The sequence below is a fragment of the Bradyrhizobium sp. SZCCHNRI2009 genome (assembly GCF_032485115.1).
GTDB lineage: Bacteria > Pseudomonadota > Alphaproteobacteria > Rhizobiales > Xanthobacteraceae > Bradyrhizobium.
The window spans coordinates 254654-279133 of the sequence record NZ_JAUEUH010000004.1 but is presented as its reverse complement, the minus strand read 5'-3'; the positions used below and the strand labels follow the sequence as shown (position 1 = coordinate 279133).

Genomic DNA, 24480 nt, shown 5'->3' with positions numbered 1-24480 from the left:
GTCCACCTGTCAACCCAACCCACAGCCGTCGTCCCTGCGAAAGCAGGGACCCATACCGCGGGATCGACGTTTGAGGCAGGCTGCGCGTCGACCAGCGTGCTCGACCCAAGTCCGCTTGTGGTTATGGGTCCCCGCGTTCGCGGGGACGACACTGAGATTGTCGCGGCAGTCAACCAACCATGACGATCAATGCGCGCTGCGCAACTGCCCGCCGGCAAGGCCGCTGCGAAGGCTGCCCAGCGCATAGGCGCCGTCGCCGAGCAGGGCCTGGATCACCAGGGTGACGGCCCAGAACGCCGGATACTCCCAGCCGCCCTTCGGATTGTTGAAGAAGAACCCGGCAGAGCCATGCACGGTGAAGATGGCGCCGAGCAGGATCGGCACGGCGGCGAGCGCGACCCAGCGGGTGGCGATGCCGAGGATCAGGGCAATGCCGGCCAGGATCTCGGCGGCGATCACGAGATAGGCCAGCTCGGGCGGCAGGCCGATGCTGCCGAAGAACTTTGCGGTGCCGGCCGGGCTGAAGACGAACAGCTTGAGGCTGGCATGGGCCAGGAACAGCCCGCCAAGAGTGAGGCGGAGCAGGAGCGCGGCATAAGGCGCAGTACGGGAATCGATCATCGGGACCTCCGTGGGGACTTCCCGCCATATGGATCATTTCCCCTCAGACGATAATCCGCTACAATGGAAAATCAGTTCACACTCCAAGAGTGAGATGATCCAGTGTTGGACCGGCTGACCGGACTGGAGGTGCTCTCGAAGGTGGCCGGCTGCGGAAGCCTGTCGGGCGCGGCCCGCCTGCTCGGCATGTCGCCGACCATGGTGACAAAACACCTCGCGGCGCTGGAGACGCGACTCGGCACCAAGCTGTTTCACCGCACCACGCGCCGGCTGACCATCACCGAGGCCGGACGCCGCTATCTCGACCTTGCCGAGCGCGTGCTCGGCGACTTCGAGGCGGCCGAGAGCGCGATCGCGGCCGACCGCGTCGAGCCGCGCGGGCTGTTGCGCCTCAATGTCCCGCTCGCCTTCGGCACGCGCCAGATCGCGCCGCTGCTCGCCGGCTTCGCCGCGCTCTATCCCGGCGTCAGCGTCGAGCTCGGCCTCAACGACCGGCTGGTCGACCTGATCGAGGAAGGCTGGGATCTCGCGATCCGCATCGGCACGCTCAAGGACTCCAGCCTGGTGGCGCGGCGGCTGGCGCCGTGCCGGATGATGGTGTGCGCCGCGCCGTCCTATCTCGCCGTGCATGGGACACCGCGCACCACGGCCGATCTCGCCGGTCACAACTGCCTCGGCTATACGCTGGCGGCGGCCGGCCCGTCGCGCTGGCGCATGGGCGGCAAAGCCGCGGTCGATGTCACCGTGAGCGGCAATCTGCGCGCCAACAATGGCGATGCGCTGCTCGCGGCGGCGTTGGCCGGACAGGGCGTGATCTACCAGCCGACCTTCATCGTCGGCGACGACATCCGCGCGGGCCGGCTGGTGCCGCTGACGCTCGACGCGCCGCCCTCGGACCTGCTGGCGGTGCACGCCGTCTATCTGCCGGACCGCACGCCATCGGCCAAGGTGCGCGCCTTCATCGACCACCTCGCCGCGGCGTTCGCGCCGGAGCCGCCCTGGGATCGCGATCTTGCGTGAGCGGACGAACAACTCGACCGTGATGCGCTCGGAGACATCGACATGATCGAGCAACCACGCCACGACGGCAACCATCATTGGCCGATGCTCCGCTCGCTGCGAGGCTGGCGGATCAGCGCCCTGCCCGCCGATCTCGCCGCCGGATTGACGCTGGCGGCGATCGCGATCCCCGAGCAGATGGCGACCGCCAAGCTCGGCGGCTTCACGCCCGAGACCGGCTTCTTCGCCTTCATGGCGGGATCGCTGGGGTTCGCGCTGTTCGGCGCCAACCGCTTCCTGTCCTGCGGCGCCGATTCCACGATCACGCCGATCTTCGCCGGCGGCCTGGCGCTGCTCGCGGCCAGCGGCACGCTTGAATACGGCAGCCTCGCTGCGGCGCTGGCGCTGCTGGTCGGGGTCATGCTGGTGCTGGCCGGCGGCTTCAGGCTCGGCGGCATCGCCAACCTGCTGTCGGTGCCGGTCACCGTGGGCTTCCTGGCCGGCATCGCCGTTCACATCATCGTCTCGCAATTGCCGGGCGTGCTCGGCCTGCCGTCACCGAGCGGGCCAACGCTGGCGCGGATCGCCACCCTCGCGGGCGAACTCGGCAAGGCCAACGGGTACACGATGCTCATCGGCTTCGGCGTGCTCGCGACCATCACGGTCTGCGAGCGGATCAGCGCCCGCATTCCCGGCGCGCTGATTGCGCTTACGGCCTCGACCTTGTTCGTGCTCTCGGCCGGGCTGCGGGGACGCGGCGTGCCCGTCATCGGCGAGATCGCCGGCACGGTGCCGATGCCGTCCGTGCCGCTGATCGGGCCGGAACAATGGGCGAAGCTGGTTCCGCTCGCCTTCCTGATCGCGGTCGTGGTGATGGTGCAGACGTCGGCGACGACGCGCTCGTTCCCTTCCGATCCCGACCGCGCGGCCGACGTCGACCGCGACTTCCTCGGCGCCGGTGCCGGCAGCCTGCTGGCCGGATTGTTCGGCGCGTTTCCGGTCAATGCGAGTCCACCGCGCACCGGCATCGTGGTCGAGACCGGCGGCCGGTCGCAGGTCGCGGGCCTGCTCGCCGCTGGGATCGTGCTGCTGCTCGTGCTGTTCGGAGCCCGGCTGCTTGCGAACGTCCCGGAGGCAGCGCTCGGCGGCGTGCTGCTGTTCGTCGCGCTGCGCATCATCCGCGTCGCGCAGATCACAAGCGTCTATCGTGCGTCGAAGGGCGAGTTCCTGCTCATCCTGGCCACCGCGGTGGCCATCGTCGCACTGCCGATCGAGCAGGGCGTCGCGCTCGGCATCGCGCTGTCGCTGCTGCACGGCATCTGGAGCACGACGCGCGCCCACCTCATCGCCTTCCAGCGCGTGCCGGACACGACGATCTGGTGGCCGGCACATCCGCAGATCAAGGGCGAGGAACTGTCCGACATCGCCGTGGTCGGCTTCCAGGCCCCGCTCAGCTTCCTCAATGCAGCGACGTTCCGCGCCGACATGCAGCGCCTGCTGCGCAGCCGCAAGCCGCGGCTGGTGGTGTTCGAGGCCAGCGCCATCGTCGAGATCGATTTCACCGCCGCGCAGACCCTGCGCGACGTGATCCATATCTGCAACGAGACCGGTATCGTGTTCGCGGTGGCGCGGCTGGAGTCGCTGCGGGCCCAGGCGGCCTTCGAACGGTTCGGCCTGTACGATGTGCTGCCGCGGGAGCGCGTGTTCCACAGCGTCGATCACGCGCTGCAGAAGCTGCGCAGCAGTGCCTCGGACGTGCACGCTTGAGGGAATGGCGGCACGAGCGCCGCCGTGGTCGACGACGACCCCGGCGGCAGGCGGACGCTTGCGCTCTGCGCAGTGACCTCGTGATACGAACCGTTACACGTTGCGGCGACGGTCGACATATGCCCGCTAAATTCATCGGCGAGACAACCGCCTCACGAGGCCCGGCGCGTCGGCCGCGGCGAGAGAGGAATCATCGATCATGCACAAGCTGCTTCCGCTGCTGTTGATAGTCATCTCCAGCACCGCCGCCCAGGCTCAGGACAGGAGCGCCATGCGCCAGGCCTGCGGCGACGATGTGCGTACGCTCTGTACTGGAATCATGCCGGGCGGCGGCCGCATCAAGCAATGCATGATCGAGAAGTTCGACAAGCTCTCCGACGGTTGCAGGACGGCGTTGAAGGACGCAAAGGCGCAGCAAGGCGGAAAATGATGCCGCCTGCGACGAAAGCCAACGGGACGCGTCGCTGATCGTTCATGTTCCTTGCAGCGAATGTCTGCTAGAAGACCGCACGATGGCGTCGACACTGCAGCGATGCGCCACATGATCGGCAGAGCTGCATCGGGCGACCGGCGTCGTCGAGAGCTCTATGGTACTGGGAAGAGGTTTCGAGACCTCGAAAATATTGCGAAACCAAAATTTGCCCGACGACGTCTAAGGACTGCACTGCTTCGAAACCAACGAGAGGACCGCACTGCAATGCGCAATCTGTTCACCTCCGCCCTGCTCGCCGCGACCGTCATGTTGGGCGCGTCGGCCGCGCAGGCCTTCACGCTGCCAGCCCAGCCGGCTGCTCCGGACAGCAATGTCGAGCGCGTCGCCGGCGGCTGTGGTCCCGGTTGGTTCCCCGACCGCTGGGGCCGCTGCCGGCCCGCCCCGCGCGTCTATCGCCCCTACGGCTACGGCGTCTACGGCCCGCGCACCTGCTGGGTGCGGCCGACCCCGTGGGGACCGCGCCGCGTCTGCCGTTGATCTGCACGGAAACAAAGCGCCGCCGCGTGTCGAACGCGGCGGCGTTTTCTATTTGGTGAATCGTGATGCATTCCGACATCTCCCGCGAGCTGGGAGATGTGAGCAGCGGGCCTGCACGCCGAACCCAAATCCGAAACCCAGCTCGGCTTGGATTGCCAATCAGCGCGCCGGGATGATCTTGCCTGGATTGAAGATGTTCTGCGGATCGAGCGCCTGCTTCACCGCGCGCATCGCATCGAGCGCTTCCGGGCCGAGCTCGGACTCGAGATATTTCTGCTTGCCCTGGCCGATGCCGTGCTCGCCGGTGCAGGTGCCGCCCATGGCCTGCGCGCGCTCGACGAGGCGATGCATGAACTCGTCGCCGCGGGCCATCTCGTCGGCGTCGTCGACGTCGCACATCAAGGAGCAGTGGAAATTGCCGTCGCCGACATGGCCGACGATCGGCGAGGTCAGCCTGAGACGCGCGAGGTCCTCCTCGGTCTCGGTGACGCAGTCCGCGAGCCTGGAGATCGGCACGCAGACATCGGTCGCGACCACGCCGACACCGGGCCGGATCGCCTTCACGGACCAATAGGCATCGTGACGCGCCTGCCACAGCTTGGTGCGGTCCTCCGGCTTGGTGGTCCAGGCGAAGTCGCCGCCGCCGCACTCCCTGGCGATCTCGGCAAAGTTCTTCGACTGCTCGGCGACCTCGGCCTCGCTGCCGTGAAACTCCAAGAGCAGCAGCGGCGTCTCCGGCAGCGTCAGCTTGGAATAGGCGTTGCACGCCCTGACCTGCGCCGCATTGAGCAGCTCGATGCGCGCCACCGGAATGCCGGTCTGGATCGCGAGGATCGTCGCCTGGCAGGCGCCGCGCACGGTCTCGAACGAGCACGACGCCGCGGCGATGGTCTCGGGAATGCCACGCAGCCGGATGGTCATCTCGCAGATGATGCCGAGCGTGCCCTCGGCGCCGATGAACAGGTGCGTCAAATCGTAGCCGGCCGCGGACTTCTTGGCGCGGGTGCCGGTCTTGATGATCTCGCCGTCGCCGCGCACGACCTTCAGCGCCAGCACGTTCTCGCGGATGGTGCCGTAGCGCACCGCATTGGTGCCGGAGGCCCGCGTCGACGCCATGCCGCCGAGGGACGCGTCGGCGCCGGGATCGATTGGAAAGAACAGGCCCTGGTCGCGCAGATATTCGTTCAAGGTCTTGCGGGTGATGCCGGGCTGGATCACGCAGTCGAGGTCCTCGGCATGCACCTCCAGCACCTTGTTCATATCGCGCATGTCGATGCAGATGCCGCCGGCCGGCGCATTGACCTGGCCCTCCAGCGAGGTGCCGGTGCCGAACGGAATGATCGGCACGCCCTTTGGCGCACAGATGCGGACGACGTCCTGGATGTCGGCGGTCTCCTGCGCCAGCACCACGCCATCCGGCGGCTGCGTCGGCAGCCAGGTCGTGGTATGGCCATGTTGCTCGCGCACGGCCTGCGAGGTGATGAGCCGGTTGCCGAAGCGGGCCGCCAGCGCGTCGAGCGCGCTCTTGAGCGCCTCCGGCGCGGGCCGCTTCAAATCGTGATGGGGGATCGTCGTCGCCACTGCTTCCTCCGAAAGTTGGGCGGACCGTGGCAAAGGACGCAACAGGGGTCAAGGGAGCAAACGGAAGAGCCGATGAGCGATAATGCAGTGCCCATACAAGCCGGCGCGGGGCCGTTCCTGTCGTCCATCATGCAGATCGAGCCGCAATGGATCGACTACAACGGCCATCTCAACATGGCCTATTACAACGTGATGTTCGACCGCGCGATCGACCAGCTATGGGCCGAGCTCGGCATCGGACCGGCCTACATGAAGGAACGGCAGGGCTCGACCTTCATCACGGAGTGCCACGTGCGCTATTTGCGCGAGATCCATCTGGGTGATCCGGTGCAGGTCGCGGTCTGGCTGATCGGTGCCGACGAGAAGCGGCTGCACACGTTCGAGGAGCTCCGCCACGCCGACGAAGGCTGGATCTCGGCGAGTTCGGAGGGCATGTCGGTGCATATCGACATGACCAAGCGCAAGGTCGCGCCGTTTCCGCCGGACATCCAGGCCAACATCGCCCGCGTGCTGCAGGCGCATGCCGCGCTGCCGCGTCCCGACGGGCTCGGCCGCGCCATCGGCATGCCGAAGAGATGACGGTGACCGGCCGCCGCTACGCCGGCAGGCCGGCGTCGGACAATCCCTCGAATACCCGGGCCGAATAGGCGTCCGGTAGCGGCGGCATGCCGCGCTGGACCTCGGCCAGGGTCAGGTCCGGATAGCCGGCACGCAGCGCCTGCAGACTGCGCAGGGCCGCGGATCGCTCGCCCGCCAGCACGTGGGACGGGCACATGGTCCGGTGCACCCAGAGCGACGACGGGTGCTCGCGCAGGCCGCGCTGCTGCCAGCGCGCCGCCTCCGCGTAGGTCCCGGCGGCGAAATGCGCGCAGCCGATTCCAATGATGGCGTTGAAGGCGAGCGGGTCCTGCGGCGCGAGATCCAGCGCAATCCGAAAGCGCTCGATCGCCGACGCGGCATCGCCGCGATAGACATCGAGCCAGCCGCTGCGGCTCCAGGCCCAGGCGGCACCGCCATCCAGCGCGAGCGCCCGGCCCACCACCTGCTCGGCCTCGGCGAGCTCATCCAGCAAGGTGAGCGCGTTGCCGAGCACGCACAGCACGGTCGCATCCGCAAGCTCGGTCGGCACGCGCTGCGCCAGGGCGCGACCAAGCTGCCGGTCCTGCCCGGGCGCGGTGCCGAAATGATAGACCGCGCGCTGGCCGTAGGCCCAGGCCGCGAGCGCCGTGGCCAGGGCATGACGGGGATCGCGGGCGATGGCCTGATGCAGCAGCTCGAGCGCACTGCGGTTGCCGTCGGCGTCGAGCGACAGCACGCCGGGCATGGCGCGCAGCGCGAGATCCTGCGCGGTCAGATCCTCATCCGGTTTGCGCAGCGCCCGATCGATCTCGGCGCGGCGCAGGCTTTGCAGCAGCGATGCCGCCACGCGGGCGGCCAACCGTTCGTGACTGTCGGCCTCCCACCGCAGCATGACCTCGCCGCGATGCGCCCATATCAGCCCGCCGCTGTCCTGGTCGATCAGCTGCAGCAGCAGCCGTGACGCGCCATCCCGCCCCTGGAGCGACGCGTTCATGCGGTAGCGCGCCGCGCGCGGCTGGGTCGTCACGGCAAATCCCGCGCGGGTCAGCGCCAGCGTGAGCTCGGCCGCGAGGTCGTCCGCCAGCTCGCGCACGCTCGGATCGGTGGCGATCATGGCGAAGGCAATGGTCGGCCGATCGCGCACCGGCGCAATGGTGGTGCGCGACGCGGCGAGCTGCGCCATCAAGACCGCCTGCCGCTTCAGGGTTTCCGACGGCGTCTCGCCGTGGCAGCGACGATAGCCGGCGGCGAAGCGGCCGTAATGTGGGAAGCCGCAGCGCAGCGCGACGTCCATCACCTTCCCGCCGGCGCGCCCCTGCAGAAACTCGACACGGGCGCGCGCGTAGCCGATCTCCTGCCGGACCATTTGCGGCGACCGGCCGATCGACCTGACGAACTGGCGCTGCAAGGTCCGTCCGGAAACGCCGGCAATCTTCGCCAGATCGGCCAGCGTCCAGCGCCGCCCGAGGTCGTCATGCATCGCTTCGAGCGCGCGGCGCACGCTGCGTGGCAAAGGCTGCCGCGCCGCCAGGGGAACCTGATCTCCGTCCATCATGCGACGACGTCCAATTGCCTATGGGTCATCGGCGGCGCTCGAAAAGTTCACGATCCGGATGGCCGTGTCGCGATCTGGATAGCGCCGCCCGAAGCCTGCCGCGTACGTCTCCACACACCAGCGCGCGCAACAGCGCTGCATTCTCCGGAGGAGACCATCATGACCGCATCAGCTGCAATTCAGGCCGGCGCGACCGCAGAGCCGGATTTCACCGCGCTCAAGGCACGCCAGCACAGCGCGTGGTCGTCCGGCGACTACGCCATCGTCGGCAACACGCTGCAGATCGTCGGCGAGGAACTCTGCGAGGCGCTTGACATCCGCGCCGGCCAGAAGGTGCTCGACGTGGCCGCCGGCAACGGCAACGTCACATTGGCTGCGGCGCGGCGCTGGTGCAACGTCGTCTCGACCGACTACGTGCCTGCCCTGCTCGACCGCGGGCGCCAGCGTGCCGCCGCCGACGGCCTGTCCGTGCAGTTCCAGGAGGCCGATGCCGAGGCGCTTCCGTTCGGCGATGGCACATTCGACGTGGTGGTCTCGACATTCGGCGTGATGTTCACGCCCCAGCAGGAGCGCGCCGCCGCCGAGCTCACCCGGGTGTGCCGCAGCGGCGGCAAGATCGGCCTGGCCAATTGGACCCCCGACGGCTTCATCGGCCAGTTGTTCAAGACGCTCGGCAAATATCTGCCACCGCCCGCCGGCGCCAGATCGCCGGCGCTGTGGGGCACCGAGGCACGCATCCGAGAGATGTTCGCCGATGCCACCGACATTCGCTGCCATCGGCGTCATTTCGCGATGCGCTACCGCTCGCCTGAGCATTTCGTCGACGTGTTCAAGACCTACTATGGCCCGGTGCTCAAGGCCTTCGCTGCGCTTGATGGCGACCGCCAGGCCGATCTCAAGCGCGACATGCTGGCCCTGATCGGGACGCTCAATCGCGCCGAGGACGGCACGATGGTGGTGCCGTCGGAGTATCTCGAAGTGGTCATCATCAAACGCTGAGATCGTCAGCTCTGCATCACCCAGTCCGGCAGGCGCGCGAACCAGGGCTGCGCCTGCTCGAGCTGGCGGGCGAGCCGCAGCAGCCTCGTCTCGTCGCCGAGCCGGCCCATGCGGGCGCGCCTGCGTCCCGCGCTCAGCTCCCGCCGGCCGCCCTCTTCTTCGCAGCACCGGACTTGGCGACGCGCGCCTTCGCGGCGCGCGGCTTGGGACTGGTGGCCCTGACCGCCAAGCGGGCCTGCGGCCGAATGCGGTAGCGTCCCGACCCCACCGGATCGCGGTTGCTGACCTGGTTCTGCGGCACGCCCTGCAGCACCTGGACGATGTCGTCGCGGACCACCGGGAAGATCCGGTAATACTGGTGCTGCTGCGGGTCCTGCTCGAACGTCGTCACATCCGAACAATCGATCGCGGTGACCTTGTCGCTGATGCTGCCCATGTTGTCGGGACCGTCGCTGCCGAGCCGCGGACCGTTGAATTTCGTGCCCGCGCTCAGCGTATTGAGCACCCAATCCTTGGTCGAGTGATAGACCGTGACGCTGCTCGCGGTGCGCGGCAGATATTTCAGCTTCGCCGGGTCGTCGAACGCGTCCGCGTCCTCGTCGGCCGCCGCGAGCACGACCTTGTCGAAGGTCCTGCGCAATCCGGTCAGGGACGGCTGCGTCCCGCCCATCCGCACCATCGCCGGAACGCCGCCGGCCATGGCCGCGCCGGCGACCGGGTCGGGCATCTGCATCAAGGCCTGCAACGCGTTGCGCAGGACATAGACGCCCATGCTGTGACAGATGAGATGAATGCTCTGGTTGCAGCGTTCGCTCTCGGGCAGCCCGTCGACGAAATCATAGAGCCGCCGCAGCGTGCGTGCCACGGCCGGGCCGGATGCCGCCGCCGTCTTGCGATCGTGCTGGTAGTCCACAAAGGGCAGCGGCACGCCGACCAGCGAGGCGACCGACGGCCAACTGAACACGAACATGTTGGCGTCGATCCCGTAGAACGCCGAGATCCACCCGGCGCGTTCGATCGAGTCGACGAAGCTGTTGCTGAAGCCGTGAATGAACGCCAGCGTCGGCCGCGCCTTCGCCAGCATGTCGGCACGCAGGGCGCCGAAGATCGTATTGCTGCCGAGGACCGCACGGGAGCCTTGCGGAAAGATCAATTGCTCGTCCTCGACATGAAGCGATCCAGGCACCAGGGCATAGCTCGATGCCTGCAGATCGACCGCGATCTCGGCCCGGCCATACCTGATGTTCAAGCCGTTGACGGGACCGAGCTCGGAGCTGAACCCGGTAATCTGATTCGTGCCTTCAGCCGTGATCGGTTGCCTGTTGGTCGCGAAATAGACTGTGACGTTCATGATCCCGCCCTCTGAAAGTATCACCAACGTGCATGGCACGGCACCGGACCAGCGGACCGTCGGAAGCGACGCGGAGTAGTTTCCGCACGACGGCAGCGACGTGCGATGTGCCGGGTCCGAAGAACGTGGCCGTCCGAAGAACGTCGCCGAGCCGGCGCGGCTTAGGCGACCGCGCTCCACCTAAGATAGAACACCACAAACAGCGCGCACGCAATCGCGATGGACGTGCACGGCGTCGTGCGACGCACGACCGCGCCGCTCGAACCGGCCCGCCGGGTGTGGTCAGCTCTGCATCACCCAGTCCGGCAGGCGCGCGAACCAGGGCTGCGCCTGCTCGAGCTGGCGGGCGAGCTGCAGCAGCCTCGTCTCGTCGCCGAGCCGGCCCACGAACTGCACGCCGAGCGGCAGGCCGTCGGCGGTCCAGTGCAGCGGCACGCTCATCGCCGGCGTGCCCGCGAGATTGGCGAGCTGCGTGAACGGGACATATTGCAGGCTGTCGCGGGCGATCTTGTCGATCATGCCGTCGAGCAGGCCCCAGCGCGTCATCAGCCCGAGCAGGCCGATGCGGTCGAGCATGTCGAGCAGGGTCTGCTCGGCGGTGCTCGGATCGCCCTCGCCGTGCCGGATCGGAGGGTGCGCGAGCGTCGGCGTCAGCAGCAGGTCGTAGCGGGCATGGAAGCGCGCCAGCGCCCGCGCGAAATCGTTCCATTTCAAGAGCTGCGTCGTCAGCGCGCCGGCCGAGATCGCGCCGCCGAGCGTCGACAGCACCCGCGTCAGCAGCTCGAACTCCTCGCGCCTGGCGCCCTTGCCGCGCGCGTCGGCGACCAGCGCCGCGACCTGGCCGAAATAGATGTGCAGGAACGCTGTCGCAAGCGCGGCGCCATCGATGTCGGGCGAGGCCTCCTCGACCTCGTGACCAAGGCCCTGCAGCAGCTTCACGGCGTTGTCGACCGCAAGCTTCGCCTCGGCATGCACCTCGGTCCCGATCGGCGACGCCACCGTGTAGCCGATGCGCAGGCGGCCGGGATCGCGGGCCACCGCGTTGGCGTAGACCACGCCGGGCTCGGCGGTGAGAAAGGGATCACCGGGCTCGCCGCCCGCGATGACGTCGAGCGCGAGCGCGGTGTCGCGGACGCTGCGCGACAACACGCCCTCGCTGGATGCGCCGAACCAATACTCGCCGAAGCCGGGCCCTGACGAGATCAGCCCGCGCGACGGCTTCAGCCCGAACAGGCCGCAGCAGGCGGCGGGAATGCGGATCGAGCCGCCGCCGTCATTGCCGGCGGCCATCGGCACGACGCCCGAAGCGACCGCCGCCGCAGCGCCGCCGCTGGAGCCGCCCGGCGTATGTGCGGGATTCCAGGGGTTGCTGACGCGGCCGAAGGCGCGGGAGTCGCTGACGCCCTTCAGCGCGAGCTCCGGCAGGTTGGTCTTGCCGAAGATCACGAGGCCGGCTTCGAGATACCGCCTGACGACCGAGGCATGCTCGCCGGCGACGAATCCGGATAGCGCCTTGCTGCCATAGGCCGTCGGCAGGCCCGCATAGTCCTGGGCGCAGTCCTTGATCAGGAACGGTACGCCGGTGAGCGGGCCGTTGGCGGGCTTGGCGAGCTGCGCGCGGGCCTCGCGCTCCATCAGCCTGCAGACGGCGTTGGTCCTCGGCTGCGCCCGCTCGTTCTGCGCCAGCGCGAGCTGCAGCAGCTCCGCCGCATGGGTCTCGCCGCCCTTCACCGCGGCGGCAAGCGCCGTCGCATCGCGCTGCACATAGTCCCGGACGTTCACATTGCCCTCCCCGCGCCGCCATTCGTCGCCGTGATCGTAGCTGATTCTGGCTGCGACCGAGGCGCAGTTGCGCCAAACGCGGCGGCAATACGGCGCATTGGCGGCAATCGTGGCCACACGATGATCTGCTGCGGTCGACTTGAGGGCGGGATTACGCAGTCTGGTCCTGATTTTAGTTAATTTGATTCAGATCATTCGTCCTGTCCCTTGCACCGACCTAACCTTATGCATCGTTAGTTGCGTAGAGTGACGAGAGAGCGATGGGACGCCTCGCAAGCCTGCTGAGCCGAGCGCACGGTCCGCATGAGGATGCGGCAGCCCTGCCCGTGACCACCGCCGACTACTTCATCCTGCTGTCGCGCGCGATGGAGAGCCTGCCGGATTCCACCCCCGAACGCCGCGCCGAAGTCTACCAGTCGGCCCGCCAAGCGCTGGTGACCCAGTTGCAGGCGATGGATCCGCCGGTCTCGCGATCACGCATCAAGGCCGAGCAGCGCGCGCTCGACGATGCGGTTGATACGATCGAGACACGCGCGCTGACGGCGCCGGACGGCAGTCCGGAACAGACGACGACGCTGGTCCCGGATGACCCGCTGTATCCCTCCTTCGTTACTGCACAAATCGACATTCCGACCGCTTCCGTTTCAACAGCCCAAGATGATGACCAGGACCCCGCCATGGCTCAAACCCAGTTTCATTCCAAGTTTGCCCCGCGCGCCGTCGAGGAGAAGCCGATGTCACGACTCGATGAAATCAACCGGGTGCTGCGCAAGCTGCAGAGCGACTCGTTCGGGGTCGAGGCCTGCGCGCTGATCTCGGAGGACGGGCTGATGATCGCGAGCGTGCTCGCGGCCGACATGGAGGAGACGCGGGTTGCCGGCATGACCGCGACCTTGCTGTCGCTCGGCGGCCGCGCCGCCATGGAGCTCGGCCGCAGCCATCTGCAGGAGGTCATCATCCGCGGCGAGTCCGGCTATGCCGTGCTGGTCAGCGCCGGCCGTGGCGCGCTGCTGCTCGCGCTCACCAACGAGAACAGCAAGCTCGGGCTGACCTTCTTCGACATGCGCGAAGCCGTCAGATCGCTGCAGAAGGTACTGTAGCGCACCGTCGTCCAATGAGCCGGCGCGCTGCGATGGCGCGGCGCCGGCGGGAGTAGTTTCATGGCCAATACCGTCCTCTACGACGACGGCGTTCACAAGAACATTCTGCTGGAGGATTTCGGCGCCGGCGACCACGCGGTGCAGGCGAACCAGCATCTGATCATCCACGACCGCGTCGGCATGCTGCTCGATCCGGGCGGCCACAAGGTCTATTCCAGGGTGCTCAGCGAGACCTTCAGCGAGCTCTCGGGCGGGCGGCTGAAATATCTGTTCCTGTCGCACCAGGATCCCGACATCGTCGCGGCGATCAACGGCTGGCTGATGACGACCGACGCCGACGCCTACATCTCCGAGCTGTGGACCCGCTTCGTGCCGCATTTCGGCTTCGACCACATCGTTGCCCACCGGCTGAAGCCGATCCCCGACGAGGGCATGGTGTTCGATCTCGCGGGCAGCAGGCTCTACGCGCTGCCGGCGCACTTCCTGCACAGCGAGGGCAATTTCCAGCTCTACGATCCGATCTCGAAGATCCTCTACAGCGGCGACCTCGGCGCCTCGATCGGCGTCGACTACACCGTCGTGCGCGACTTCAAGGCGCATACGCGCTTCATGGAGGGCTTTCACCGGCGCTACATGGTCTCCAACCGCGTCATGAAGGCGTGGGCGCAGATGGTCAGCACGCTCGACATCGAGATCATCGCCCCGCAGCACGGCGCGCTGTTTCCGGATGCTACGATGTCGCGCCAGTTCATCGCGTGGTGCGCGGGGCTCGAATGCGGCATCGACCTGATCACGCCGAAATTCAAGGTGCCCGTGGGCTGACATGCTGGCGCCCTCCCCGAACTCCGCTCTGCCTTCGCCCACCATGCGCATCGATGCGTGCACCGTGGCCGGCGAGGAGGCGCCGGTCTGGCTCGCCGCGGCCTTCGCCGTCGCCGGCACCCTGATCGCCGTCATGTCGGCAGCGCTCTGGCAGCAAGGCACCGCCACGCCGCCGGTCGCGACGGCCGCAATGCCGGTGACGGCCGTACCGCAGCGCGACGCCCCCGTTGCCGACGCGGCACCCAAGCGACGGGAGGCGCGGATCGTCGACCCGGCACCGGTCGCGGCGCCGCCGATGCCGCCCGCGATCGCTCCCGTCGTGATCGCGCCACCGACACCGCCGGTCGCCCCGGCAGCGCCCCCGGAGCCCCAGAGCCCTGCGAAGCCCTCCGCCGAGTGCTTCGCGCCGCTGGCGGTCGGCTTCGAGCGCGGCAGCGCACGACCGAACCCTGCCGACATGAAGCGGTCGCTGGCGATCCTGCAACGCGCGCTCGCGCGCCACGGTGAGGCGACCATCATCATCGAGGGGCATACCGATGCCAGCGGCACCGAGGATCTGAACGTGCTGCTCAGCTATTCGCGCGCCAAGGAGATCGCGGCCCAGTTGAAGCGCGAGGGCCTCCCCGCGCAGCGGATGTCGGTGCGCGCGGCCGGCGCCGGCGAGGCGCGCGGCGATGCCCAGGCGGTCGCGGGCGACCGCAAGGCCGTGCTGCGCATTGCGGGCGTCGATGATTGCAGTCAACTCACAGCGACGAAGCGACCATGACGATCTATGCCATCGTGAGCGGCCTCGGCGCCGCCATTCTGCTCTTGACCTCGGGCTATCTGTTCGGCGCCCGCCAGGGCGCGCTGTCCCGCGAGCTGTTGCGCCGGCAGGTGCAGATGCAGGCGGCCAGCCTCGACCAGTTGCAGGAGCAGAGCAGCCACGACGCCATCGAGCGGGAGACCAGCCTGCGCAGCGCGATCGAAGATGTGCTGGCGCCGCTGGTCGAGCGTGAGCGCATCTCGCTGGATCTGGCGCAGCTCGCGAGCCGGCCGGGCCGGCGCCGCGAGCTGGTGCCGCTGCTCGACCGCATCGCCGAAGTCGGCCGCTTCCAGACCGTGCTGCTCACCAACGAGGAAGGCTTGCCGCTCGCGGCCAATACGACCGCACACCGCACCGAGCAGCTTGCGGCGGCGGCGACGCGGCTTGCGCTCGTGGCGGAGAAGATCGCCGACGAGACCCACATCGCGCCGTTGTCGGTGATGCTGCGCGACGCCTCGGAGGCGACGACGCTGTGCCGGATCTTCCGCGTGCAGGACCAGACGCTCACTCTGACCGCGCTCTCCAACGATACGCGCCTCGCCTCCGTGGCGCTCGATCCCGCCCTCGCCAAGGTGCAGGTCGCGCTGACGGCCCCGGCCTGACACCTCCTCAAAACGCAAAGGGCGCCGCACCTCTTGCGAGGCACTGCGCCCTTCGCCGACCTCATTGTCAGGGATGAGGCCGACTACACGCGGCTGCGGCCGCGGGCGAGGCCCACGACGGCCGAAACCAGAAACAGCACGATGGCGATGAAGAAGATGATCTTGGCGATCTCGATGGAGGCACCGGCGACGCCGCCGAAGCCGAGAATGCCGGCGATCAATGCGATAACCAGGAAGGTGACAACCCAGCCTAACATGACACGACCTCTGTCTCTCGATTGCGGTTCAAAGCGACGCGGAGCTTGCGCCGTTGCCGAAATAATCGTGGCTCGGAACAAAGGTTCCGGCCACGCGGGTCGCTAAAATTTCGCGATTTGCCGGAACAAATGCCCAGCGAGGCTGGAGTGGCGTCCGCCTGGCCCGATTTAGGGCTGTAAAACGCCGGCCCCGGCCCCATATAGCCGTCAATCCCTGCTATGAGGGCTCCTTCCTGCAGACCTCGTGATGCCGTCATATGATGCCATCCGAGGGACGAGACTGATTCGCTGATGACCGAGCCCAACCGCGTGAGCCCCTTTCCTGCGCCTGACCACCAGCCCGTTGCCGGCGGCATCGCCGCGCGCGCTCGCGCCGCCGCGACCGGTGGCGCGCGCTATCTGGCCGGCCTCAATCCGGAGCAGCGGGAGGCGGTCGAAACGCTCGATGGCCCGGTGCTCGTGCTCGCCGGCGCAGGCACCGGCAAGACCCGTGTGCTGACCACGCGCATCGCGCATATCCTGAGCCAGGGCCGCGCCCGGCCGAGTGAGATCCTGTCGGTGACCTTCACCAACAAGGCCGCGCGCGAGATGAAGACGCGGCTTGCCGAGATGCTCGGACAGGCGGTCGAGGGCATGCCGTGGCTCGGCACCTTCCACTCGATCTCCGGCCGCATCCTGCGCAGCCATGCCGAGCTGGTGCAGCTCAAGTCCAATTTCACCGTGCTCGACGTCGATGACCAGATCCGCCTGCTCAAGCAGTTGCTGCAGGCCGAGAATATCGACGACAAGCGCTGGCCGGCGCGCATGCTGGCCGGCCTGATCGACGGCTGGAAGAACCGCGGCCTGGCGCCGTCCCAGGTGCCTTCGGGCGAGGCCGCCGTGTTCGCCAACGGCAAGGGCGGCAAGCTCTATGCGAGCTATCAGGAACGGCTGAAGATCCTCAACGCCGCCGATTTCGGCGACCTGCTGCTGGAGAGCATCCGGCTGTTCCGCGAGAACCCTGACGTGCTGCGGCAATATCAGAGCCGCTTCAAGTTCATCCTGGTCGACGAGTATCAGGACACCAACGTCGCGCAATATCTGTGGCTGCGGCTGCTGTCGCAGGCGCCGAGTTCGTCGCGTGCCGTCGCCCCATCCTCCGTCACTCCGGGGCGGCTCGAAGGGCCGAACCCGGAATCCCGCGCTGAGGATAGCCAACTGCGAGATTCCGGGTTCGCACCTGGCGGTGCGCCCCGGAATGACGACGACGCCGCGCAGGGCGCCACGCCGCCGCTCAAGAACATCTGCTGCGTCGGCGACGACGATCAGTCGATCTATGGCTGGCGCGGCGCCGAGGTCGACAACATCCTGCGCTTCGAGCACGACTTCCCCGGCGCCAAGGTCATTCGCCTCGAGCGCAACTACCGCTCCACGGGTCACATCCTCGCCGCCGCCTCGCACCTCATCACCCACAATGAAGGCCGGCTCGGCAAGACCTTGCATACCGAGGACGTCGAGGGCGAGAAGGTCACCGTCACCGGCGCCTGGGATTCCGAGGAGGAAGCGCGCGGCATCGGCGAGGAGATCGAGGAGCTGCAGCGCAAGGGCGAGCATCTCAACGACATCGCGATCCTGGTGCGCGCGTCCTACCAGATGCGCGAGTTCGAAGACCGCTTCGTCACGCTCGGCCTGCCCTATCGCGTGATCGGCGGCCCGCGCTTCTACGAGCGCGCCGAGATCCGCGACGCGCTGGCTTACTTGCGCGTCATCAACTCGCCGGCCGACGATCTCGCCTTCGAGCGCATCGTCAACGTGCCCAAGCGCGGGCTCGGCGATGCCACGGTGCAGATGCTGCACGACCATGCCCGCAAGCGCCGCATCCCGCTGTTCGAGGCGGCGCGCGCGGTGGTCGAGACCGACGAGCTGAAGCCGAAGGCGCGCGGCTCGCTGCGCGGGCTGATCCTGCAGTTCGAGCGCTGGCGCGCCCAGCGCGAGGTGACGCCACACACCGAGCTCGCCGAGATCGTGCTCGACGAGAGCGGCTACACCGAGATGTGGCAGAAGGACCGCTCGGCCGATGCGGCCGGGCGACTGGACAACCTCAAGGAGCTCGTCCGCTCGATGGAGGAGTTCGAGAACCTACACGGCTTCCTCGAGCACATCTCGCTGGTGATGGACCGCGAGGGCGCGGCCGACGAGGAAGCGGTGTCGCTGATGACCTTGCATTCGGCCAAGGGGCTGGAGTTCGACAACGTGTTCCTGCCGGGCTGGGAGGAAGGGCTATTCCCGAGCCAGCGCACGCTCGACGAGCAGGGCCGCGCCGGGCTGGAAGAGGAGCGCCGCCTCGCCCATGTCGGCCTGACCCGCGCGCGGCGCCGGGCAAAAATCTATTTCGCCACCAACCGCCGCATCCACGGCACCTGGACCACCACGATCCCGTCGCGCTTTCTCGACGAGCTGCCCGCGGCGAGCGTCGAGATCACCGAGTCGAAGGGCGGCTCGGGCTGGGGCGGCGCCGGGGGCTACGGCCCGTCGCGCTTCGACAACGTGGAATCGTTCGGATCGAGCTATTCCACGCCGGGCTGGCAGCGCGCGCAGGCACGTCGGCCGGGCGCAGCGCGCGGTTCGTCGGAGGGCGGCTTCAAGGAAGAGCCGTCGCCGTTCTCGGGCCGTGATCCGTTCGGCAGCGGCTTCGGCGGTCATTTCGGCCGTGGCAAGCGCGGACCGATGACCATCGAGGGCGAGCTGGTGGCGAAATCCACCGGCACGACATCCGAATTCGCCCTCGACGACCGCGTCTTCCATCAGAAGTTCGGCTATGGCCGCGTCGTCAAGATCGACGGCAACAAGCTGACCATCGCCTTCGACAAGGCCGGCGAAAAGCACGTCGTCGACAGCTTCGTGCAGCGGGCGTGACCTGACCGCCACGCTGCGCTTGCCGCGTAGCCGCTCGCCGCGATCGAACTTCACACTTCGCCTTGGTTAGGCCTTGACCGTGGCAGCGTGCATCGTATGAGATGCAATCATGGTCCGGGGATACATTCTGTTGAGTGTTGCGGTCGCGCTGTGTGTGCCCTCGCTGGCGGCGGCGCAGACGATGAGCTTTGGCGATTCCGCGGGGCTGATCGCGTCGAGCTGCGGCGCCGACATCACCGCCAATTGCCGCGGCGTCAATCTCGATTCCAACCGCCTCAAGGAATGCCTCTCGCGCAACCAGGACGTCGTCTCCGCGCAGTGCAAGGCGACCTATTTCAAGGCGTTCGAGGCGATCCAGAAGCGCATCGCGGCGCGGGTCACGGTCGCCAACGCCTGCCAGCGCGAGATCGTCAAGCTGTGTGGCGGCTCCACGAAGGAAACGAGCAAATCGATCCCGTGCCTGATGACGGCCAACGGCGTGAGCGCGCGGTGTCAGCAGGCGATGGGCGAAGCGGGGTATCGCTGATGCGGCGGACCGCGAGATCATTGCTGTCAGGGCCGATCGTGGCTTCGCTGATGGCCGCGAGCGCGCCCGCCTGGTCGCAGGAGCCGGGTCGCGAGGACATCGTGCGCCAGCTCGGCCGCTTCGAAACCGCACCCACGCTGGATCTGCCGGCGCTGAAGCAGCAGACGCAGGAGCGTTCCAGGTCGCGCGGGCGCAACGAGCCGCCGCCCCAGAAGCGTCCGCCGATCGCGCCGGAGCTGATGAATCTGCCGGCCTTCAACGTCGACATCCAGTTCGACGTGGACACGCCGATCGTGCGCCCGGAATCGTACCAGACCGTCGGGCGGATCGCCGATGCGATGGTGTATTCCGATCTGCTGCCCTACACCTTCCTGATCGTCGGCCATGTCGAGGCCAACGGCAAGCGCGAGGCCAACGTCGTCCTGAGCCAGCGCCGTGCCGACGCGATCCGCGACATCCTGGCGAACACCTTCAAGATCTCGGTCAAGCGGCTGCAATCGATCGGACTTGGCGAGGAGCAGTTGCTCGACCCGTCCAAGCCGACCGCCGCCGTCAATCAGCAGATCCAGATCATCCCGATCGCAAAGACCGTAGAAGAGGCCGCGCCGCCGCCTTCGGCCCCTGCCCCGGCAGCGCCCCACAAGCAGGCCCCGCGCAAGCATCGCAGTTGATGCAATTGAGACCTGCGCTGAGGCCATGAACCCAGCGCGCTGCAGGTGCGACTGTTGTCTCAGCAGGTTGCCGATACGCTATTCCCGACAGGCGCCAATGGAACCTGTTTTCAAGTCGGGTCGCGCGGCAATGCTGCTGGGCCGTGATTGCCGGGTTTGTCGATGCAGCCGCTTGATGGTATAGCCCCCTCTTTGCGGCCGTCGATTGAGCGACGGTCGATCTCATTGACGAGCGAGCCAGCCATGAACGCCATGTTCCGACGCCAGATGGTCGACTACGTCGAATACCATCGCGATCCGCGCAACGGCCTGATGCATGTGTTCGGGATCATCCTGTTGTTCCTGGGCGCCGTGCTGCCCCTGAGCTTGTGGCATTTCGACGCGTTCGGCATCCGGATCGGCCTCGGCGCCGTGCTGGCGCTGCCCGTCCTGCTCTACTGGCTGCTGCTCGATGCCGCACTCGGGGCCGGCATCCTGGCCTTCGCCGTGCTGTTCCTTGCTGCGGCCATGATGATCGCCGATCACGTCCATGGCGTCGCCTTCTGGGCGCTGTTTGCCGCGCTCATCATCTTCGGCTTTGTCTCGCAGGCCGTGGGCCACAAGGTGTTCGAGCGCAACAATCCATCTCTGCTGGATCATCCGGCGCATCTCTTTCTCGGTCCGATGTTCGTGATGGCGAAATTGTACATGGCGTTGGGTCTGCGGCCTTCGGTGTCCGACCTCATCGCGCCGGACTGGTCGCCGGATCGGCTCGCATCGGACCGGCTTCAAGGCGATCAGCACTCGCGCCCCTAATGAAAGTCCTCGTCACCGGCGGCAGCGGTTTCATCGGCCATCACCTCGTCTCTGCGCTCGCGACGCGGGGCGCGGAGGTGCGTGTGCTCGATATTCGCTGCCCCAGCCACATGATCGCTGACGTCGAGTACATCGAAGGCTCGGTGCTCGATGCGGGCCTGGTGAAGCAGGCGGTCGCCGGCGTCGATCAGGTCTATCATCTGGCTGGACTGCCCGGCATGTGGATGCCGGACCGCGAGGACTTCTACCGCGTCAATTGCGTGGGCACGGAGACGATGCTGGCGGCGGCGCGCGCCGGCCGGGTGCGCCGGTTCCTGCACTGTTCGACCGAATCCATCCTGTTCGACTATCCCGGCTCGACCGGCGCCGCATCGGCACCGACCGCACCGCCGGCCGAGGCGATGCCGGGCGCCTATACGCGCTCCAAGGCGCTGGCGGAGGCCCGCGCCATGGCCGCCGCGGCGGACGGCTTCCCCGTCGTGGTGGGCACGCCGACAATGCCGATCGGGCCGCACGACAGCAACCTGACACCGCCCTCGCAGATGCTGCGGCACTTCCTGGACAGCCGGCTCCAGCTCTATCTCGACTTCGTCGTCAACCTGGTCGACGTCCGCGACGTCGCGGACGGCCTGATCCTGGCGATGGAGCGCGGCAAGGTCGGCGGCCGCTACGTGTTCGGCGGCGAGAGCCTGCGTCTCAGCCGGATCCTCGATCTCATGGCGGCGATCAGCGGCCGCAAGCATGTCGCGGTCGCCGTGCCCGGCCGGCTGGCCGAGCTGTCGGCGGGCACGCTCGAGCTCGTCTCCGATCACCTCACCAAGCGCTGCCCGTCCGGCACCGCCGAGGGGGTGCGGATCGCCCGCGCGGCCTCGGATCTGTCAATCGACAGGGCCAAACGCGAGCTCGGCTACGTCCCGCGCCCGATCGAGCCGACCTTGCGCGAGACGATCGCCTTTCTGCTCGGTTCCGAGCCGGGAAAGCGGCTCGACGGTAAACAACACCCTTTTCGCACCGCGGCCGAATAGCTAAGAGCAGCCGGTCCCAGGTCTCATAACGGTTCCAACACATGTCCGGCGATGCCAGCCCCATCTCGTCGTTTGCGTTCAGCGGATGGACCACCACCTGGCCCACCTCGCTGCTGGCCATCATCTGGCTGATCTGGCTCGCGAGCTGGGTCGGCGCCTCGTTCTGGTCGGGGCAGACCCGCAAGCATGTGACGGTGATCAAGACCAGCCGCTATCACGCGCTGATCGTGCTCGGCGGCATCCTGTTCACGCCGTGGACCTCGCGCCTGCTCGGCGAGAAGCCGTTCTGGACTCCCGGTGAGACCGGCGTCTACCTGCTGACCGTCGTCACCCTGGCCGGCATCGCCTTCACCTGGTGGGCGCGCATCCATCTCGGCCGCTTCTGGTCCAACGCGATCACCCACAAGGAAGGCCACAAGGTCATCGACACCGGCCCCTACGGCATGGTCCGTCACCCCATCTATACCGGGCTGATCCTCGGCATGATCGCCACCGGCATCGCGGTGGGCACGGTGACCGCCGTGCTGGGCGCCGTCCTGATCTCGCTCGGGATGGCCTGGAAGGCGAAGATGGAAGAGGTCTTCCTCGCGCAGGAGCTCGGGCCGGATTACGTCGCCTACCGGCAGCGCGTGCCGATGATCATTCCGTTCCTGCCGCCGGGCTAGAGCGCTCAGCGTCTGGCCTGGGCTTCCGAAGGCGGCTGCGGCGACTGGTTTGCCGCCTGCGGCGGCAGGTGGCGCGGCAGGATGATGCGCTGGCCGGGGACCAGCGGCTGGGTGGCGAGGCCGCGGTTGGATTGCTGAAGCGCCCAGAGCGGAACGTGATAATTGGTGGCGATCTGGTCCAGGGTCTCGCCCGGCCGTACCGCCAGAGCAGTGCCGCTGTCCCACAGCTCCACGGAGGCTTTCGGCGGCACCAAGTAGCGCAGCGGCACCGGCTCCGCGTCGGCGGTGGCCGAGGTCTGCGACAATTGGCTGATCATGGTGACCAATTGGGCGTGCACGTCCTCCATCTTGTCGATGTTGATGTGCGTGACCTCATCATGATCCTTCATGTCGAAGCTGGCGTAGTGACCGCGAAAGCCGGGCTCCGGCTTGACGTCGCCGCCGCCGAGAATGTTGTCGGACAGGAACAGGTTGATGAAGCGCTGCACGTTGGGCGGCACGCTCTTGGTCGCATGCGCCGGATCGACGGTGACGACGAGGGCAACCGGGATGTTCTGCTCCTGCAGCGTGATCGCGATGCGGACGCTGCACAGCCCGCCCATCGAATGGCCGATCAGCACGATCGGGCCCGGCTCCTGGCGGTAGTTCTTGGCCACCTGGAGCGCGATCAGGTCGCACAGCGTGAATTCATAGACACTGGCCCGGTAGCCGGCCTGCTCGATCTTTTCGGCCAGACGATCCATCCCGGTCGAGAACAGCGGCCCGAGCGCGCCGCGGAACAGGTACACCCGCGGCGGCGGCAGCGGCTGGCTGATCTCGGGCGGCGCAGTCGGTACGGCGCGGATCGCCGCGGGGGTTGCTGCCGGGGATGCCTTGGCGGATCTGGTCGGCGCGGGGGCGGACGCAGCGCCGGGCTGGGCGGCCCGCGAGATGCTTGGGGCGGCAAGTCCGGCGAGGAAAGGTGCGGTGACGAGGATCGCGAGCAGTCTCCTGCCGGCAGCCACCTTGGCTGGACCGAGCCACCGCCTCGCGATTCGCGCCACGCTGGTCATTCGCGCTCCCGGGAAAGCTCTCGGCTGAGATCAAGCAGGGTCATATCCCTCCCTGCCATACCGTTTGTCGCCGCCGAATGGGAGCATTTTGGGGCGCGCGCCCAGTGGCGCGGCCGCCGACTACCGGTAGCCGGTCACGTTGGCCGCGCGCTGCGGCGCGGCCATGCGCGTCGGCGGCGCCGCCGGGCGGCCGCGGCCGCCGAACACCACGCCATCGATGGCACCGATCACCTTCTGCTGCATGATCTGGTTCTTCTCGATCGTGACGTGGCCGACACCGGGAACCGACTGGACGTCGACATTCTCGAGCTTGCCGCGGAAGCCGTCGTCGCGGCGGACCGGCTCGCCGGCACCGCTGGCGATGTAGAAATTGATGTAGCGCTCGGCGTTGCCGCCGACGAGCTTGGTCTTGAACACCGAATCGAGCCCGATCGCGAGCTTCACCGGCACCCCGAGCTGGCCGAGCTTGTTGATCATGTCCGGCAGCGCGGTCGCGCCGGAGGAATGGCCCACCAGGATGATGGTCTTGATCCGGCCGGCGCGATAGGCGCCCGCCGCTTCGTCGGCGAGCGACGACCACGACACGAAATTGGCGACCGTGTTCGGAATGCCCTGCGAATCCAGCTTGGCGGCGATGTCGTCGAGCCCGAGCGAGAAGATGTTGAGCACACCGCGCAGCAGATAGACATGCGTGGTGCTGGCGGCGGTTGCGGCCGCCGGGCTCGGCGCCGCCCGGACCGATCCGGTGCCGAGCGGCAGAGCCAGCGCAACGGCCAGCGCCACCATGCCAAAGCAGCGCGCCGAGAGGCTGCGCTTGAAGGTGGGTCGAACGGTGCTGGCGCGTGCCGTCATCGGTCCTTCTCCGCGGCGGAAATGTCGAGACGGCGCGACCGTACCCAAGATGCTCGCGGACGCAACATCGTCGGACATCGCAAGGCGGCGTTCCTCCTCAGACGTGGCTGAGCGGCAACACTCAGCCATATCGGCCACGGAAAAGCCCAACAAGCGACATGATCGAGGGCGGCGCGCACGATTGCGCGAACGCATCGCCGTCCCTATCT

Annotated in this window: 24 protein-coding genes; 16 read left to right on the top strand and 8 right to left on the bottom strand. The window is 67.6% G+C overall.

Features of this window, described 5'->3' with window-relative positions; translation table 11 throughout:
* Positions 1–186 precede the first annotated feature (186 nt).
* Positions 187–621 carry a DoxX family protein gene (locus QX041_RS16400; RefSeq protein WP_315713388.1) on the bottom strand — a complete coding sequence of 145 codons (435 nt, stop codon included), beginning with the start codon at positions 619–621 and terminating at the stop codon, positions 187–189.
* Between the two features lie 102 nt (positions 622–723).
* On the opposite strand from QX041_RS16400, the gene QX041_RS16395 reads away from it, so the two are divergent.
* The 4 genes from QX041_RS16395 (at position 724) to QX041_RS16380 (ending at position 4357) form a co-directional block, all read left to right on the top strand.
* Positions 724–1641: a LysR family transcriptional regulator gene (locus QX041_RS16395; RefSeq protein ID WP_315713389.1), complete on the top strand. Its 918-nt coding sequence runs from the start codon at positions 724–726 to the stop codon at positions 1639–1641.
* A gap of 42 nt (positions 1642–1683) precedes the next feature.
* Positions 1684–3387: a SulP family inorganic anion transporter gene (locus QX041_RS16390; RefSeq protein ID WP_316165977.1), complete on the top strand. Its 1704-nt coding sequence runs from the start codon at positions 1684–1686 to the stop codon at positions 3385–3387.
* Between the two features lie 199 nt (positions 3388–3586).
* Complete coding sequence (locus QX041_RS16385; protein WP_315736839.1) at positions 3587–3817, top strand: hypothetical protein; 231 nt, start codon at positions 3587–3589, stop codon at positions 3815–3817.
* A gap of 267 nt (positions 3818–4084) precedes the next feature.
* Positions 4085–4357 (top strand): GCG_CRPN prefix-to-repeats domain-containing protein, encoded by a 273-nt coding sequence (locus QX041_RS16380; protein ID WP_315713392.1) that lies wholly within the window; start codon positions 4085–4087, stop codon positions 4355–4357.
* Positions 4358–4516: 159 nt separating this feature from the next.
* Here QX041_RS16380 and QX041_RS16375 read toward each other — a convergent pair whose 3' ends face one another.
* Entirely contained in the window at positions 4517–5938 is a 1422-nt protein-coding gene (locus QX041_RS16375; RefSeq protein ID WP_315713393.1) for an FAD-binding oxidoreductase, read from the bottom strand.
* A 72-nt stretch (positions 5939–6010) separates the two neighbouring features.
* Between QX041_RS16375 and QX041_RS16370 the strand changes: the two genes are divergently transcribed.
* Complete coding sequence (locus QX041_RS16370) at positions 6011–6517, top strand: thioesterase family protein (RefSeq protein ID WP_315769131.1); 507 nt, start codon at positions 6011–6013, stop codon at positions 6515–6517.
* Between the two features lie 16 nt (positions 6518–6533).
* Here the strand turns inward: QX041_RS16370 and QX041_RS16365 are convergent, their stop codons facing one another.
* Positions 6534–8072: a helix-turn-helix domain-containing protein gene (locus QX041_RS16365; protein ID WP_316165976.1), complete on the bottom strand. Its 1539-nt coding sequence runs from the start codon at positions 8070–8072 to the stop codon at positions 6534–6536.
* Positions 8073–8231: 159 nt separating this feature from the next.
* Between QX041_RS16365 and QX041_RS16360 the strand changes: the two genes are divergently transcribed.
* Positions 8232–9071: a class I SAM-dependent methyltransferase gene (locus QX041_RS16360; RefSeq protein ID WP_316165975.1), complete on the top strand. Its 840-nt coding sequence runs from the start codon at positions 8232–8234 to the stop codon at positions 9069–9071.
* A gap of 133 nt (positions 9072–9204) precedes the next feature.
* Here the strand turns inward: QX041_RS16360 and QX041_RS16355 are convergent, their stop codons facing one another.
* Positions 9205–10422, bottom strand: coding sequence for an alpha/beta hydrolase (locus QX041_RS16355; protein WP_316165973.1), 1218 nt, complete (start codon positions 10420–10422; stop codon positions 9205–9207).
* Positions 10423–10704: 282 nt separating this feature from the next.
* Positions 10705–12204, bottom strand: a complete 1500-nt coding sequence (locus tag QX041_RS16350) for an amidase (RefSeq protein WP_316166188.1) — start codon at positions 12202–12204, stop codon at positions 10705–10707.
* A gap of 260 nt (positions 12205–12464) precedes the next feature.
* Between QX041_RS16350 and QX041_RS16345 the strand changes: the two genes are divergently transcribed.
* From QX041_RS16345 to QX041_RS16330, 4 genes are read left to right on the top strand one after another with little or no spacing between them, the layout of a single operon-like run.
* Positions 12465–13304, top strand: a complete 840-nt coding sequence (locus QX041_RS16345; protein ID WP_315825259.1) for a roadblock/LC7 domain-containing protein — start codon at positions 12465–12467, stop codon at positions 13302–13304.
* A gap of 60 nt (positions 13305–13364) precedes the next feature.
* Positions 13365–14126 carry an MBL fold metallo-hydrolase gene (locus tag QX041_RS16340; protein WP_315713400.1) on the top strand — a complete coding sequence of 254 codons (762 nt, stop codon included), beginning with the start codon at positions 13365–13367 and terminating at the stop codon, positions 14124–14126.
* 1 nt (position 14127) lies between these two features.
* Entirely contained in the window at positions 14128–14892 is a 765-nt protein-coding gene (locus QX041_RS16335) for an OmpA family protein (protein ID WP_315752453.1), read from the top strand.
* Positions 14889–15533, top strand: a complete 645-nt coding sequence (locus QX041_RS16330; RefSeq protein WP_315713402.1) for a hypothetical protein — start codon at positions 14889–14891, stop codon at positions 15531–15533. Before QX041_RS16335 ends, QX041_RS16330 begins: the two co-directional genes overlap by 4 nt.
* A gap of 83 nt (positions 15534–15616) precedes the next feature.
* Here QX041_RS16330 and QX041_RS16325 read toward each other — a convergent pair whose 3' ends face one another.
* Complete coding sequence (locus tag QX041_RS16325; RefSeq protein ID WP_009030497.1) at positions 15617–15790, bottom strand: DUF1328 domain-containing protein; 174 nt, start codon at positions 15788–15790, stop codon at positions 15617–15619.
* Between the two features lie 291 nt (positions 15791–16081).
* Between QX041_RS16325 and QX041_RS16320 the strand changes: the two genes are divergently transcribed.
* The 6 genes from QX041_RS16320 (at position 16082) to QX041_RS16295 (ending at position 22367) form a co-directional block, all read left to right on the top strand.
* Positions 16082–18685: an ATP-dependent helicase gene (locus tag QX041_RS16320; protein WP_316165971.1), complete on the top strand. Its 2604-nt coding sequence runs from the start codon at positions 16082–16084 to the stop codon at positions 18683–18685.
* 109 nt (positions 18686–18794) lie between these two features.
* Entirely contained in the window at positions 18795–19211 is a 417-nt protein-coding gene (locus QX041_RS16315) for a hypothetical protein (RefSeq protein ID WP_315713404.1), read from the top strand.
* A complete protein-coding gene (locus QX041_RS16310; protein WP_316165970.1) occupies positions 19211–19882 on the top strand; it encodes an OmpA family protein in 672 nt (223 codons plus the stop codon). Before QX041_RS16315 ends, QX041_RS16310 begins: the two co-directional genes overlap by 1 nt.
* A gap of 243 nt (positions 19883–20125) precedes the next feature.
* Positions 20126–20677 carry an Mpo1-like protein gene (locus QX041_RS16305; RefSeq protein ID WP_315825264.1) on the top strand — a complete coding sequence of 184 codons (552 nt, stop codon included), beginning with the start codon at positions 20126–20128 and terminating at the stop codon, positions 20675–20677.
* On the top strand, positions 20677–21702 hold the full coding sequence (locus tag QX041_RS16300) for an NAD-dependent epimerase/dehydratase family protein (protein WP_316165968.1): 1026 nt from the start codon (positions 20677–20679) through the stop codon (positions 21700–21702). The genes QX041_RS16305 and QX041_RS16300 overlap by 1 nt, the downstream gene beginning before the upstream one ends.
* Positions 21703–21743: 41 nt before the next feature.
* Positions 21744–22367: an isoprenylcysteine carboxylmethyltransferase family protein gene (locus QX041_RS16295; RefSeq protein WP_316165966.1), complete on the top strand. Its 624-nt coding sequence runs from the start codon at positions 21744–21746 to the stop codon at positions 22365–22367.
* Between the two features lie 5 nt (positions 22368–22372).
* Here the strand turns inward: QX041_RS16295 and QX041_RS16290 are convergent, their stop codons facing one another.
* The gene (locus tag QX041_RS16290; protein ID WP_316165964.1) at positions 22373–23419 is read right to left on the bottom strand and encodes an alpha/beta fold hydrolase; all 1047 of its coding nucleotides are present in this window, start codon (positions 23417–23419) and stop codon (positions 22373–22375) included.
* Positions 23420–23539: 120 nt separating this feature from the next.
* Entirely contained in the window at positions 23540–24271 is a 732-nt protein-coding gene (locus QX041_RS16285; protein ID WP_410051873.1) for a hypothetical protein, read from the bottom strand.
* Positions 24272–24480: the final 209 nt, after the last annotated feature.